This window comes from Spirosoma lituiforme (assembly GCF_054776635.1).
Genome location: NZ_BAAHBO010000004.1, coordinates 79328 through 95375 on the forward strand (window position 1 = coordinate 79328; position 16048 = coordinate 95375).

Consider the following 16048-nt stretch of genomic DNA (forward strand, 5'->3'; position numbering starts at 1 on the left):
ACAAAACGATGTTAAAAAAATTTCTTTTCATGATTCACTTAAAACCTTTTAAATCATGTAGCGCACTTTTTGCCAATATCTTCGTTCGAAAATAAAAATAATATAAATCCAATATAGCACTTAAGGTATTATTTAAAATTAGATTCTTTACATAAAGACCTCGTAAATAATTTGTTTCTTTACTGGACAAAGTACTACTTACTCCGGTAGATCCACAAACAGCTATCGTAAAGGGAACATATACCGTAGGCCGCTTTTGTAGATAAATTCGTAATGTTAACTCATAATCTGAGTTAACTCGGCATAGAGTATCATACCGAAAATCATTAAATAGGCTTCGGTGATAAAAAGCACTTTGATGGTGTAATCTATTTTCCAGAAGACATCTTATACCAACACATGATCGCATTGCGTATCCAGTATCATATACCACATCCCCGTACACGACGTCCACTTCACTATTAAGAAATACAAGTATCTTTTCTATAATTTTATCACATAACTGATCATCTGAACCTAAAAAATAAAGCCAATCACCCGTTGACTTTTCAATACCTTTATTCATTGCTTCGTATATTCCACTATCTGATTCACTAACCCATTTTGTTATATATTCAGCATTTTCATCTATAATATTCTTGGTGTTATCAGTACTATTTCCATCTATTACAATTAACTCAATATTCTTGTATTTTTGACTACGAACTGAATCTATTGCAGCTTGGAGTGTTTTAGCTGAATTGTAAGTCGGAATAATTACTGAAATAATTGGTGAACTAACGAGCATAAAACGGAGATAATAACAATATTTTTATTTTACTTAACTACACTTTAGCATCTTTAAGTAATATATAATTGTACCCTTCCTTGAAAATTGGCAAACATAGAATGCCGGATAGACTTACAAATATAATAATACGGCTTATTAAAGAATCAATGAACGGTGTAACAAGAATAACAAGAATAAAAATACTCAGAGGTTTCCACACAACGCTTAACCAAGTAATCCACTTTAAATGAACTAGCTTGAATCCTACTATTAATAAGTATAACGTAAATAAATAACCCATATTGCCAATCAGAGCGCCTGTTAAGCCATAGAAATGAGCTAATAGGCCTATCATAAGCAAACTAAAAGGCCCGCAAATAAGGGAGACAATAGTATTTATACCTTCACGTTTAATAGCAAAGAGAATATAATACCCTACACCATTTAATGAATATAATGTGTATATGGAAGCTATAATTCTCAAAGCTTTAATAGTATTAAATGAATTAGGCATCTGATGCTTGAATAGAAAAAAGCTTATCTCTGGTGCAAACGTAATCATAAAACAGCCCATTCCTACAGCTAATACAGCGTTAAGCATTGTGGCTCGACAAATGGTAGTTTTTAATTTGTTTCTTACCGCCAATACTAATTGAGTTCCTGCATTTTCTTCAGATAACAATCTACTTAAGACAGGTATAAGAGGTTGTACTGACATAGTTGATAATGTGTGAATTTGGGTAGCAATGCCAGTTAACGCAGAATATACCCCAGATGCTTCTAAACCTAACAAACGGCCAACTATTATACGATCCCCTTGATTAAAAAAGGCAGAGCCGACCCCTCCAATAAAAGTTCTTCCTCCAAATAGTAACATTCGTTTAAACTGGTTCCATTGCAAATTACCGTCCCACTTGAATGTAATTAACAGTTTTTTTTTATAGCAAAGAGACCAATGTATAATCAGAAAGAAAATAGAGGTACCCGCTTGAACAATGACGAGTGGTATTATACCTTCATACCAGCGAGCAACAATTAGTATGAGAGCAGTTTGACTTATATTAAAGAAGGTATTAATCGAATTGAGTAATTTGTACTGCCCGTAGGCTTGTTCTATTCCAACAAAGTACTGCTGGAGTAATCTGAAGAAGACAACGATTGAAGCAGATTGGCAACCTCGTTGAAGCAGTTCGCGATCAGTGTTGTTTAGATTCGGGAAAGCTAACGTAAATAAAGGTGAGGCTATCCAGAGAATTAATGATGTAATTGAAGCCAAGCCTACTACTAAAACCAGTGCTTGTCTTAATGTATCGTTAGTATTTGTTTCTTCATCATCAGTTTGAGAAACAAATACAGTTAAAACCATACAGATACTCCATTCTGATAAGACTGCAAGATTGATAATAGCTTGAAGTATGGCATATAGTCCATAAGAAGACGAACCAAGAAACTGAAGTAATAAGGGCACAGACAAAATACTTAGTCCAAGACGGGCTACCGTACCCGCAAGATTGTAGATACCGTTTTTAAACATAAGTATTTGACAACAACTTTAGTACCATTAAAATTAGTTACCGTTAGATTATAAGGATATATAAAATTTGCCAATCCATTATCAATAACTAATCGGTATACTTCGTTTGTTCTTATTTTCCGCGATCTGCAACCATCAATTGAGCGACCTCCTTCATTGTATGATTTGCTTTCCAAGCTAATTTCATTTCGGCTTTTGTGGGATTAGCATATCCTTCAACAATATCTGTTAATCGAAAAAGCGATGAATCTATGTGTATATGCTCATGCCAGTCTAGACCAACGGTATCGAACACGATATCAATAAAGTCACTCAATTTGTGTGTATTTCCTGTAGCAATGATGTAATCATCGGCTTTTTCTTGTTGGAGCATCAACCACATTGCTTCTACATAGTCGGGAGCCCATCCCCAATCACGCGCAATATTAATATTGCCTAATGTTAATATTTCTTTACTTCCATTGGCAATCCGGCAGGCTGCAGCAACAATTTTCTGCGTTACGAATCTTTCTGGACGTAAGGGAGATTCATGATTAAAAAGAATTCCCGTACTGGCTTGTAACTGATAGGCTTCTCGATAATTGGCTACCTGCCAAAACGCGGCTGCTTTAGCCACTCCATATGGACTTCTAGGGCGAAAAGGCGTCAATTCGTCAGCCGGTAAACTCCCCGTATCCCCAAAACACTCACTTGAACCAGCACTGTAAAATTTCACTGGCAAACCGCTAAATCGGATGGCTTCAAGCAGATTTAGTGTACCAATACTAATACTTTCAAGCGTTTCTACAGGTTGCTCGAAAGACAGACTAACAGAACTTTGCCCAGCTAAATTGTAAATTTCATCAGGTCTTACTTTTAATACTGTCTGTAAAACACTTCGAAAATCATTAATATTAATGGAGACTAAATTGATGCTTTTGTGTATGCCTAAGCGTTTCAGGTTAGCGAAAGAGGCCATTTGGGCATCACGCGACCCTCCGTAAACTTGGTAATTTTTACAAAGCAATAGCTTGGCCAGGTAAGCCCCATCCTGACCAGAAACTCCACAGATTAGGGCTTTTCTCATGCCACTGAATTAAGATGTTTACTTGACCCATATTTGATAAATGATAGCAAAGTCATTAATACTGCACCCACAACAGCAAAACCTATAATGATAAATGTTCGCTTAGGACCGCTTTTTCTAAGAGGAACAGTCGGTGGTTCAAGCGTTTTAAATACTGGTGTTTCTTCCTGGACTTTGATTTTTGCTTGTTCACACTGTTTTGATAATTCAGAATAAACTGATTGAGCCAGCAGATAATCGGCCTGAAGCCGTTGCTCACTAATCTTAGCTGTGTTTAGAAATAAACTCCTGTTTCTATCTCTGTAGTTTGACAGAGCATACTCTGATGCTTGATATCTATTCTTCGCTTCATTTACTTGGGTTTGCAAAAAAGTAACCTGCTTTCGAGCTTTCTCGGTGCGATAGGTGGTTATGTACTTTGTCAGATATTCTAGCGACAAGCGGGCTACTGTGGCTGCAACTACCGGATCATGTTCCACAACGGTAATTGTTATGACACCCGTTTTTTTATCATAGGATGCAGATGTACCTTCTTGTAACAATTTTATCAATTCTTCTTGCTTTTTTGTTAATTGGATAGTTTGACTAAAATTCTTTGGGTCTGAACGTTGACTATCGTTGCCACCGGGAAGAAAGTTAACTAGCTTACTAGCAAAACCCATTGAAGAGACCCGTTCCATAAATTCCTGCAGTGTCATCTTTGCCTCAAACTTTTGGGAATAAACAGGTCTTTTTAATAGTTCCAATGCGAAGGGTACGCTGTGCAATACATTTGGATATAAATCTGGCCGGATGGCATCTTGTCCCCCTAAATTATCAAGGTTGATACCGGCCAAACCTGCCAATGATCCCAAGCTACCCAAACTACCTGGCCCTTTTGTTTGTATCTCAGGCAAGACGGTTACCTGCGCTGTATATACATTATGTTTCGAGAACGCGTACACTGCTCCAATAATGATTCCTATAAAGGCACCTATTGTTATTTGCTTGCGACTATCTTTAAAAAACAGAACTATATCGCTTAGTCGAATCTCTATTCTATCGTTATCCATATCATTCTCCCTAACTGCCATAATTATATCAAAATATATAGTTAGCGAAGCATAACGTTAATGAGCGCAATAGACACCGTTGCCAACAAGGATAAAATACCGATTCGCTCCGCTGGACTTATGCGGGCTGAATCAATCGGCTTGAATGGGATAACAATTGTTGAACCGGGCTCCACATGAGGTCGTGACGTAAAGAACAGAAACCGATGCGTGCGGTCTTTACGCCCGTTTGGATAGTTTACATATGCCTTGCTCTTTCTGGCGTTATCTGTAAACCCTCCCGCTTCGCTGATGTAATCGTCGAATGAGTAATCTGCCTTGTAACTAATTGATGACGGATTCAAGACAGCCCCCTGTACGGTAACAACTTCCGACCGTCTGGGTATGTACAACGTATCTCTGTTCTGAAGCAGTAAGTTCTCTTCACCACCCGGGTCGGCAACCAGGTTGCGTAAGTCGTTACCAATTATTTGGCCGTTTCGTCGGAATTGGGCACCAGCCAGGTATGCTTCTGGTTTTAATCCACCCGCCCGTTGAATGACATCACCAATACGTTCCTGCCGGTTGGCAATGGCGTAATTTCCCGGTTGCATAACCTCTCCATACACCATTACCTGCCGTTGAGGCTCATAATTGGCGGATGTCCGTACGTAGATGATGTCAAACGGCTGAAGCCTAAAGGCTGATGAACTGTTGGGATTACTTTCCGACGCCGTCATTTGCAGGTTGCGGTCAATCGTAAAGCGGTATGTTTCCACCATAGTCGAGCGTACACCTGCCGAATCCTGCCGGATGCGACGGGCTACTTCGATAAGGTTAGGCTTAGCTCCCTCCTGAAAACCGCCTGCCCGGGCTATCAGGTCAGCCACACTCATGTTCGCAATAAATTCAACTGTATCAGGTTTATTGACAGCCCCTTCAATGGTGACGTAGTAGGGTTCACGAAGATCGCGTATGGATAGAATGGTCAGGCTATCCTGACTCTGTAAAGGAATATCAGCAACCTCGCCCCGCATCAGTTTATTGAGGTCAAAGGATAGGTTTTCCCGATCCATGTCAGCTCGTTCGCGAACGATGGTAGCCCGGTTGGTGAAGGCGTCTTTACGAAGTCCCTCAGCTCTGGCAATTAATTGCTTAACCGTTTCAAGACCCGGTTCGAGTGCATAGTCGCCGGGGCGCATGACGGCTCCTACTACTTGTACCCTATTTTCGTACCGTTCCAGAATTTTACCAACGGTGTATTTGTCTCCCCGTTGGGGCACAAAACTGGCGATTTGCTCTTCGGTGACGGTAACAATCCGGCGTTCACGAGCTGTGTTTCGCCGTAACGTGATGGAAGCCCGGTAGGCATCATCTGCGAAACCGCCGGCGAAGCCCAACACTGTTTTGAGCGTTTCACCAGGTAACACTTCAAAGATAGCGGGTCGACGTACCTGCCCATTTAATTCAACGTGTGCCTCGTAATCAGCGACACGAATTACGTCCTGATCCCGTAAGGGTATATTATCACGCTGGTCGGCGCGCAGAATAAAATCATATAAATCCAGTGTTCTAACGACACGATTTCCCCGGATAACCTGAATTTTCCGGAACGATCCTGTTTCAGGATTAGGTCCACCGGCGAGGTAAAGGGCGTTTAGAACAGATCCCAGCGATGAGATCGTATAGGTTCCCGGCCGAACAACCTCGCCAACCAGAATAACCCGGATACTACGAATGTTGGTTAAAGTTACGTTAGCGCTGGTACCACTTCCTGGTTTACCCAGGCCCTGGTATCCGCCCTGCCGCAATCGGGCAATGATTCGCTGTTCGGCCTGCTCAATGGTTAGTCCGCTCACGAAAATAGGAGCCAGATCGGGCACTTTTACTGTTCCTTCCGGGCTGACCTTCAGATTGAAGTCTCCCGTGGAGGCACCCGAAATATCGATCTTGATCTCGTCATCCGGGCCAACTACGTAGTTGCGGGGTGTGGCAATCCGGAGATTGGGCTCAAATGACATTTTGGCGTTCTCGAACAGCGAAGCGCCAAAAACCTTCAATCGACGGCTGGTATCCCGGCGCATTGTATCAGGATATAATGAATCCCGGCGTACCGAAATATCCGAAGGAACCGATCGTCCCTTGAAGCTTTCGGGTGGGAGATTATTTTGCGGCAACGACGTCAGCGTACGAATCTGCGCAATGCGTTTCCGCATTTTAGCAATATCATCGAGTGTGTACCCCTGCGACATGGCAGCCTGCTCGATCTGAACTTCACTTAAACCACTAGCCTGAGCTTTACGGTAGAAGTTTTGCACGTCCTCATCGCTTAGTTGATCAACCCGTGAGCGGGGTTGTTGCGCAATTGCCTGGTATGACCCTGTCAGTATGAATAACAGGAAAACGACGTGACAGGGGCGAATTCGATGGGTAAAGCGTGACAATTTGTCCTTAAGAAACATAAACAATGGCGATTGGGCCAAAATTTGAACTGCAAAAGTAATGGATTCTCGTCAAAACACCACTTCCATATAATAAGGAGTGGCTATGCATGAGCCTCTTAGGTTGTAGTCCCGCTGTAATGCACTAAATTTGTAGAAAAAAGTCGGTTGGTCGGTCAGCAGGAACACGCCAAATTGATTTCTGTAGTAGACCATTGACGACTAACTATTAATGATACGATGATTAATCTCATAGCTAAATTTTTCGGAACCAAATCGCAACGGGATATTAAGGAATTGCTCCCCTACGTTGAGAAGGTAAATGCTGAATTTGTTCAGTTAAAAGAACTTTCCAACGATGAACTACGTCGCATTTCGGCCGAACTTAAAGCACACATCGCTCAGGAATTGGGCGATATTGATGCGCAGCTCACTGAACTTAACGTGCTCGGTAGCCAGCCCGATGTAGACGTTGACGAAAAAGAGCGGATTTTTAACCAAATCGATAAACTCGAAACCGACCGGAATACCGAACTGGAACGGGTTTTACTGGATATTTTACCCCGCGCTTTTGCCGTTGTGAAAGAAACGGCTCGCCGGTTCACGGAAAACGAACAGTTGACCGTAACAACGACCGATTTCGATCGTGAGATAGCATCTCGCAAGAAAAATGTCGTCATTGACGGCGACCAGGCTCACTGGGCTAATACGTGGGATGCCGCCGGATCGCCCATTAAATGGGACATGGTGCATTACAATGTTCAGATTATTGGGGGGGTTGTACTTCATCAGGGCAAAATTGCGGAGATGGCCACCGGTGAGGGGAAAACCCTTGTCGCTACGTTTCCGGCCTTTCTGAACGGCCTGGCCGGTCGGGGGGTGCATATCGTAACGGTGAATGATTACCTGGCCAAACGCGACTCCGAATGGATGGCTCCTCTGTTTGAGTTTCATGGTATGCGGGTGGATTGTATCGATAAACACCAGCCCAACTCCGAGCAACGGAAGCACGCTTACCTGGCCGATATCACCTACGGAACCAATAACGAATTCGGCTTCGACTACCTACGTGACAACATGGCCCGCGAAACGGGCGAATTGGTGCAGCGTAAACACCATTACGCCATGGTCGATGAGGTTGACTCGGTTCTGATCGATGATGCCCGGACACCGCTCATCATCAGTGGTCCTGTACCCCGGGGCGATGAGCAGGACTATATTGAGTTGAAACCCCGTGTATCCCGGCTGGTGGAAGCGCAACGAAAGCTAGTCTACGACTACCTGAACGATGCCAAAAAGAAAATTGCGGCCGGAGACGAAAAAGAAGGCGGACTGTCGTTGTTCCGAGCCCACCGTGGCTTGCCAAAGCACAAACCGCTGATCAAGTTTTTGAGCGAAACGGGTAACAAAGCCCTTTTGCAAAAGACAGAGTCGATCTACCTCGCCGAAAATCAGAAGTTGATGCCCGAGGCTGATGCCCCGCTGTATTTTACCATCGACGAGCGGCACAACGGGATCGACCTGACTGAGAAAGGGATTGATTACATTACCGGTTCGAGCGAAGATCCTAACTTCTTTATTCTGCCCGATCTGTCTATTGATCTGAATGTAATTGATAAAGACAGTGACTTGTCGGAACCGGAGAAAATTCTGCACAAGGAATCCGTTGTTCGTGACTACGCGGTCAAAACGCAACGCATCAACACGGTCAATCAGTTACTGAAGGCGTATTGCCTCTTCGAGAAAGATACCGAGTATGTCATTATGGATGGCAAGGTGAAAATCGTGGATGAGCAAACGGGTCGGATCATGGAAGGTCGCCGGTGGTCGGATGGGTTGCACCAGGCGGTTGAAGCGAAGGAGAATGTGAAGGTTGAAGATGCTACGCAGACGTACGCAACTGTTACGCTCCAGAACTATTTCCGGATGTACCACAAACGGGCGGGTATGACTGGTACGGCCGAAACGGAAGCATCCGAATTCTGGCAGATCTATAAAATGGACGTGGTCGTTATTCCAACGAACCGGGCCATCAGCCGGGCCGATGAAGAAGATAAAGTGTATCGCTCGGTGCGCGAAAAATACAATGCTGTGGTGGATGAAATCGCCAGTCTGGTTGAGAAAGGCCGCCCGGTACTGGTTGGTACAACATCGGTCGAGAACTCCGAATTACTAAGTCGGTTCCTGACGATGCGCAAAATACAGCACCAGGTTCTGAACGCAAAATACCACCAGCGTGAAGCTGAAATTGTCGCTTCTGCCGGTTTCCCCGGTACAGTTACGATTGCGACCAACATGGCCGGTCGTGGTACCGACATTAAACTAACCCCCGAATCGCGTGCCGCCGGTGGTCTGGCCATTATTGGTACAGAGCGCCACGAGTCGCGCCGGGTCGACCGGCAGTTGCGCGGACGGGCTGGTCGTCAGGGCGATCCGGGAACGTCGCAGTTTTTCGTTTCGCTCGAAGACAGTCTCATGCGCCTGTTCGGTTCGGAGCGGATTGCTAAAGTAATGGACCGGATGGGTCTGGAAGAAGGGGAGGTTATTCAGCACTCCATGATCACCAAGTCGATTGAGCGGGCCCAGAAGAAAGTCGAAGAAAACAACTTCGGCATTCGGAAGCGGCTACTGGAATACGATGACGTGATGAACTACCAGCGTGAGGCCATCTACAAACGTCGCCGGAATGCTCTGTTCGGAGATCGTTTGCCCCTCGACATTGCCAACACGATGTACGATGTGGTGGAAGAAACGGTAAACAACGCCGAGGGTAATTATGAGGAGATAAAACTCCAGTTACTTACCACGCTTGGTCTATCACCCGATTTGAGTGTCGACGAGTTTAATCGCCTGAAAAAACCAGATCAAACTCGTCGTCTGTATAATGAGGCCGAAGCAAACTACCAGGCCAAAAACCAGGCGATTGCGGAAAAAGCGTTACCTGTTCTGACGCAGGTATTGACCGACCAGGGACATCAGATCAAGAATATTGTAGTGCCCTTCTCCGATGGTATGCATGAGTTGACGGTTGTTTCTGATCTGCGAAAAGCGGTCGAATCGGGCGCTCGCGACATCGTGACCGAGATGGAGAAAGCCGTTACCTTATCGGTGATCGATCAGGAGTGGAAGGAACACCTTCGCGAAATGGACGATCTGAAGCAGTCGGTACAAAACGCTGTTTTCGAGCAGAAAGACCCGTTGCTGGTTTATAAGTTCGAATCGGTTGAGTTGTTCAAACGCTTCCTGAATAAAGTCAATTTCGACACCATCAACTTCCTGACCAAAGCCGACATTCCGGCTCAGGAGCCTGAAGATGTTCAGCAGGAAATTCGTCAGGCTCCGGCGCAGCAACGCCCTCAGCCGCAACCACAGCTCCATACGAACATGGAGGATTTTGACGACGATCATCTGGCGACGGGTCCGGAAGAGTACGCTCGCCGGATGGCCGAAAACGATGCGATGGGCACCGGGGCACCACCAATGGCTCCCCGTCAGGCACCGATGCGCGTTGCCAAGCTGGACCGCAATGCCCGCGTCAATGTTCAATACGCCGATGGCTCCGTTAAGCGGGATGTCAAGTTCAAAACCGTTGAAAATGACGTTGTTAGCGGCAAGGCTATGTTGATTGACTAACCCATTGCACTACCTGTCCGAACGCCCACTGAACAGCTGTTCAGTGGGCGTTCTTTTTATAAGCCAGCCAGAACTATTTTCTGACAACTACTTGACGACTAGACAGCATGGCACAGCATTTGACGGAATACTCCGTTAGAATAGCACTGTACTTTTTGCCAAACCGTGTCGTTAATAGGGTAGTATGAACAAGGTGTTTTTATTTATAGTGGCAGTGGTCGGATCGTTCGTTTTTTCGATAGCCCCTGACCCTATCCGGCTCCGTTCTGAGCAACTCCCATTTACGCCCAAAGAATTTTACATTGCCGCCGTTACTGACCAGCGCCCCGAACGTGGGGCCATTGCCCGGTTAGCCTTAACACTCAACCAGTCTGCGCAACCCGTTGATCTCGATAAAGGCCTTGAAACCAGCTTTCAGCGCTTTATTGATCAGGGATCGAAGCAGAATAAAACGCTCCGGCCCATTGCCATGCGCGTTCGGCAATGTCGGGTAAGCGAGACAGCCGTTGGCAATCGTGTATCGGGACAATTTTCGTATGCGGTTACGTTTGACCTGCTGGGCAAAGATGACACCGGGGTCACGACCAGCACCCGCCTGACCGACTACCAGGGAAGTGCGACATACACCCGACTGCTCAGCAATCTGGATGTTATTGAATCAACGATTCGGCAGGCGGTGGTAGCCTCTCTGCGTAGCCTGAATGAATACATGAAACGCGAGAGCGGACGAAATGAAAAACTGGCCCGCAGTCTAAAAATTAACTTTATCGACGATAGCCGGACTACCGACGACGATACGGTTCATTACAATCCTGACCGGAAACTAACCTGGGATGACTTTCAGGCAACTCCACGAAAAGGGAGCCATTATGCGGCCGAAGTATTTACCAGTTTTTCGTACGAAGGCAAGAGTACGGTGAAAGATGGCGTCATTATATTGACTCTTCGTGCCAAGACATATATGCTTAAACCGTCATCCTGGGCGCGCGCTGATGCCCGTAACGCCTACGCGCTCAATCACGAACAGCGGCATTTCGATATTACAAAAATCATTGTTGAGCGATTCAAGCGGAAAATTCACCCCGACAGTCTTACGCTGGATGATTACAACAGCATTACGCAGTACCAATTCATTGAATCGTTTCGGGATATGGGAAAACTGCAGACCCAGTATGATAATGAGACGAACCATAGCCAGAATCAGGTAGCGCAGGAACGCTGGAATCAGAAAATTGATGCCGAACTGCGTAGCCTGGGCCTGATTAAATGAAGAAGATTCGCGTATTGCACATCAGTACGGCCCACCCTGCTCACGATCCACGGGTGGTGTTCAAGCAATGTCAGACCCTGGCCGAAACGTACGATGTCTTTTGTGCATTACCTCACGCAGACCCTTCCGTTGCGCCAGCTATTCATTTTATCTGGCTACCCTGTTACAGACGGGTACTTTGGCGGGTACTCATTACCTGCCCCTTTGTTCTGATCCGATGCCTGTGGTTGCGCCCTCAGCTTGTGCATGTATATATGCCTGAGTTTATTCCGTTCGCCTACGTGTTTAAACTCGCTGGTGCGAAAGTGATTTACGAGGTTCAGGAAAACCTACACAAGAAAATTCATCTGAAAGACGTCAACAACGGTTATTTTCTGCGAAGCGCGTTTCGCTGGTTTGACCAACTCGCCCGTAAGCATTTCTATTTCATCTTTACCGAACACGGCTATTTGAGTACTTACTCTCAATTGACCAGGGCTCACAGTGTTATTTACAACTACCCGCACCTTCCCTTTCTGGTCCCATTTGTAACTCCCTACAGTCCGAATCGGCAGGTGCCATTGTTGTTTCATATTGGCTTACTTAGTTTCGATCGGGCCATCGACACGCTCATCGACAGTTTGGCCTGCCTGCAAATAACTCACCCCCGGTTTATTGTGCATCTGTTTGGTCGGTGTACCTTTACAACCGATAAACTGGAAAAACTGCCTAATTACAATCTGGTACGAGATCAGCTTCGTTTCTACGGATACACTGACCAGCGTTCGGCTTTTCCTTATGCGGCTGGTGCCACAGCGGGTCTGGCTCTGCTGAAACCCGTTGGTGATTATCCAGAATCCTATACAACAAAATTGTTCGAATACATGGCTCTGGGTCTTCCCGTCATAACGTCTGACTTTCCGCTCTACCGGGCTATTGTCGATCGGCACCGGTGTGGCGTCTGCGTTTCACCTTATGACCCGGTGCAGGTAGCCGATGCACTGGCTTACCTGATTGACAATCCCGACGAGGCCCGCTTAATGGGGCAGCGGGGCCAGCAGGCCGTTGAACAGTTTTATAACTGGACCAGTGAAGCCCGGAAACTAATTCATTTTTATGAACAGGTGCTTGGTGTAAACAAGAAAACGGTCCAAAGACTTTAATTTCATAACTAATTAAATACATTTTGGTATTGTTCTAATGATCAATACCACGTTTTCCCGGAAGGATTTAACTTTGAGGCTTAATTCAGGTTATTCCTGGATTAGCCCTATTTACTTGGCCTGATGTATATACATGCAGTAAGCCACTACCTGCCCGAGCAGGTAGTCGGCAATGATCATTTTACGCAGCTCAATGGCTTGTCCAGCGAGTGGATTATCGAGCGAACAGGAATTGAAGAGCGACGCAAAGCAGCTCCTGGCGAGAATACGAATACCATGACGGTTGAAGTCGTTCAACGGCTCATGGATAAAACAGATCTGACCACCGTTGATTTAATTGTCGGAGGTACGTATACACCCTATGATACCATCGTCTCGATTGCCCACGAAGCGCAGCACCGCATCGGCATTCCTGACATTCCGGTTATTTCCATTTCGACAGCCTGCTCGTCATTACTGAACGCAATTGAAGTGGTCGAAGGCTATTTCGCGCTCAACAAAGCAAGTCGTGCTCTGGTCATCGTATCGGAACACAACACGCTGTACTACAACGAGACAGATACCATCTCGGGCCATTTGTGGGGTGATGGAGCCGCGGCCTTGCTGATCACGAAAGAACGGCAGAGCGAGGGTGATTTTACGATCAAAGCGTTACAGACCGGTGGAGCAGCTCATACGCCGAAAGCAACAACGGGAGTGATGATGAAACCCGCCGATGGGGGTGTTACGATGCCCCACGGCCGTGATGTGTTTATCAACGCTTGCTTATACATGCCTAAAGCCAGTTTGCAGGTAATCGAAAAGTGCGGTCTGGAACTTGCCGATATTGATTACATCCTGCCTCATCAGGCTAACCTGCGCATTTCCCGCAACGTAATGAAAACACTGGGATTACCCGAAGAGAAGCTGATTTCGAACATTCAGCGCTACGGTAACACAGGCTGCGCCGGTTGCGCCATTGCTCTTTCGGAGCGATGGGATACATTTAAGAAAGGAGAGCATATCGTTATTACCGTTTTCGGAGGGGGGTACTCTTTCGGAGCCATGCTGGTAGAAGCTTAGAAAGGTATAGTTTACAATTAGAAAGTCGAACGTGGCTGACGCCTGAATTACTCCAGCGTCAGCCGCGTTCGACTTTCTGTTTGTGGACCTTACGGATTTATTCTCTACTGGGCTTCTGCCCGCCAGGTGTTGTTCTTGCTATTGACATCGGGTAGTTTTTGGTCAGGATCAATAACTACGGTCTTCAGCGAGGATGTCGAGTTGTATTTGAATGTCCAGGTGGCCCCACGTTGCCAGACTTCGATGGGCAAATTTACGCGTCCTTTCTTACCATTGCTTTCTGTTACTTCAATCGTAACGGGCATGGCCAGCTTATCCAGGTTTTCGATTGAAATCAGCGACCCTTTATCAGCTGTGCCATCTACGTACTTCACGTCCCGTACGCCCTGGTCCAGTTTCCAGGTTTCGTAGAAGTAGCCGCGCCAGAACCAGCCTAAATCCTCACCAGCACCGTCTTCAATGCTTCGAAAGAAGTCGTAAGGAGTTGGGTGTTTGAACGCCCAGCGGCTTACGTAGTTTTTGAAAGCAAAGTCAAAACGGTCTGCTCCCAGAATAACCTCACGGAGCAACTTCAAACCCATACCCGGCTTGTAGTACGCCAGGATACCAAGCGCCCGTGGTTGCTGAACATCCGGAATGGTCATGATCGGCTCGGTGGGGTAAAAAAGAGCCGGTGCGATGTCGTGCATGGTTCCCCGTTCCCGGTTGTATTCACCTTTGTTGAAATTGGCCGTCGAAAGCGTGTTGATAAAGGTATTAAAGCCTTCGTCCATCCACGGGAATTTCCGCTCGTTATTACCCACGATCATCGGAAACCAGTTGTGACCAAACTCGTGATCGGTTACGCCCCAAAGCGCATCTTTCTTGTCTTTGTGATCGCAGAAAACGATGCCGGGATATTCCATTCCCCCCACAATACCGGCTACATTGGTAGCTACCGGGTAGCTGTATTCATACAGGTATTTGGAATAAAACTCCAGGCAGCCTTTCACATATTCCGTCGAACGCCCCCATGAATCGTTGGTCGCGCTTTCAACCGGGTAAACCGATTGAGCCAGCGCAGGCTTGCCACTCGGCAGGTTCATCTTTGCCGCATCCCAGATAAACGCTTTCGACGAAGCCCAGGCGACATCGCGGCTATTCTGGCAACGGAATTTCCAGGTCAGGGTACCCGATTTTTTCGGGCGGCTGTTCGGGTTGTTTACTTCATCTTTTCCCCGGATAATAACCGTCTGATCGCTTCTACGGGCCTGATCCAGCCGCTTCAGCTGTTCGGCAGTCAAGACTTCGTTCGGGTTCAGCAACTCTCCCGATCCGGCCACAATATGATCCCAGGGAGCCGTGACCGTATACTCATAGTCGCCATAGTCGAGGTAAAACTCGCCCGCGCCCAGATAAGGTAATACGTTCCAGCCCTCTATGTCGTCGTACACGCACATGCGGGGGTACCACTGCGCGATTTCGTAGATGATACCGTCTTTTCGTTTCAGCATACCCATGCGGTCGGAGCCATATTCCGGAATCTTGAACGAATAGGCGATCTTGATCTTGACCACCTCCCCATTTGGTTTTACCGGTTCTGCCAGACGGACCTGCATCCGGGTATCCGTGATGGTATACGGCATTGACGTAAACTTGCCTTTTCCTTCTTCAACCGTCACGCTCGAAATGGTTAACCCACCGGCAAAGCCTAAATTCCCGAAGCGCCCGCCCGAAACAGGTGTCGTTTTTGACGCCCGCGAGGTATCACTAAAGGCATTCTGATCCAGTTGAAGCCACAAGTACGCCAGCGACTCTGGTGAGTTGTTTTTATACGAGATGGTCACGTCACCAGTAATGGTATTCTGCTGATCATCCAGTGTTACGTTGATCTGGTAATCGGAGCGGTTCTGCCAGTATCGGGGGCCAGGGGCACCACTACCTGTGCGATAGTCGTTGCCCGGCTGCATATTAAAAAGTGGATGAAACAACGCGAGCGGATCATATTTCGACCCAGGAACTGATGTTGACGAAGGTGCAGTTTGAGCGAAGGATACCAGACTTAATGCCCACAATCCTGCCCAGAGAGCGATTTTTTTCATGAATAGTAAAATACGGACT

At 46.4% G+C, this 16048-nt stretch carries 10 protein-coding genes; 4 read left to right on the forward strand and 6 right to left on the reverse strand.

Annotated elements, in window-relative coordinates; translation table 11 throughout:
* Positions 1–34: 34 nt before the first annotated feature.
* The 5 genes from ACYU87_RS15865 to ACYU87_RS15885 form a co-directional block, all read right to left on the reverse strand.
* Entirely contained in the window at positions 35–787 is a 753-nt protein-coding gene (locus ACYU87_RS15865; protein WP_461135057.1) for a glycosyltransferase family 2 protein, read from the reverse strand.
* A 37-nt stretch (positions 788–824) separates the two neighbouring features.
* Positions 825–2303 (reverse strand): oligosaccharide flippase family protein, encoded by a 1479-nt coding sequence (locus ACYU87_RS15870; RefSeq protein WP_461135058.1) that lies wholly within the window; start codon positions 2301–2303, stop codon positions 825–827.
* A gap of 112 nt (positions 2304–2415) precedes the next feature.
* Complete coding sequence (locus tag ACYU87_RS15875; RefSeq protein WP_461135059.1) at positions 2416–3369, reverse strand: GDP-mannose 4,6-dehydratase; 954 nt, start codon at positions 3367–3369, stop codon at positions 2416–2418.
* Positions 3366–4421, reverse strand: a complete 1056-nt coding sequence (locus tag ACYU87_RS15880) for a lipopolysaccharide biosynthesis protein (RefSeq protein WP_461135060.1) — start codon at positions 4419–4421, stop codon at positions 3366–3368. The genes ACYU87_RS15875 and ACYU87_RS15880 overlap by 4 nt, the downstream gene beginning before the upstream one ends.
* A 41-nt stretch (positions 4422–4462) precedes the next feature.
* Positions 4463–6862, reverse strand: coding sequence for an SLBB domain-containing protein (locus ACYU87_RS15885; RefSeq protein ID WP_461135061.1), 2400 nt, complete (start codon positions 6860–6862; stop codon positions 4463–4465).
* Between the two features lie 219 nt (positions 6863–7081).
* Between ACYU87_RS15885 and secA the strand changes: the two genes are divergently transcribed.
* From secA to ACYU87_RS15905, 4 genes are all read left to right on the forward strand, one after another.
* Complete coding sequence (gene secA, locus ACYU87_RS15890) at positions 7082–10474, forward strand: preprotein translocase subunit SecA (RefSeq protein ID WP_461135062.1); 3393 nt, start codon at positions 7082–7084, stop codon at positions 10472–10474.
* A 184-nt stretch (positions 10475–10658) separates the two neighbouring features.
* Positions 10659–11744, forward strand: a complete 1086-nt coding sequence (locus ACYU87_RS15895) for a hypothetical protein (protein WP_461135063.1) — start codon at positions 10659–10661, stop codon at positions 11742–11744.
* Entirely contained in the window at positions 11741–12886 is a 1146-nt protein-coding gene (locus ACYU87_RS15900) for a glycosyltransferase (RefSeq protein ID WP_461135064.1), read from the forward strand. Before ACYU87_RS15895 ends, ACYU87_RS15900 begins: the two co-directional genes overlap by 4 nt.
* A gap of 123 nt (positions 12887–13009) precedes the next feature.
* Positions 13010–13948, forward strand: coding sequence for a 3-oxoacyl-ACP synthase III family protein (locus ACYU87_RS15905; RefSeq protein ID WP_461135065.1), 939 nt, complete (start codon positions 13010–13012; stop codon positions 13946–13948).
* Between the two features lie 104 nt (positions 13949–14052).
* On the opposite strand, the gene ACYU87_RS15910 is transcribed toward ACYU87_RS15905, so the two are convergent.
* Positions 14053–16029, reverse strand: a complete 1977-nt coding sequence (locus tag ACYU87_RS15910) for a M1 family metallopeptidase (protein ID WP_461135066.1) — start codon at positions 16027–16029, stop codon at positions 14053–14055.
* Positions 16030–16048: the final 19 nt, after the last annotated feature.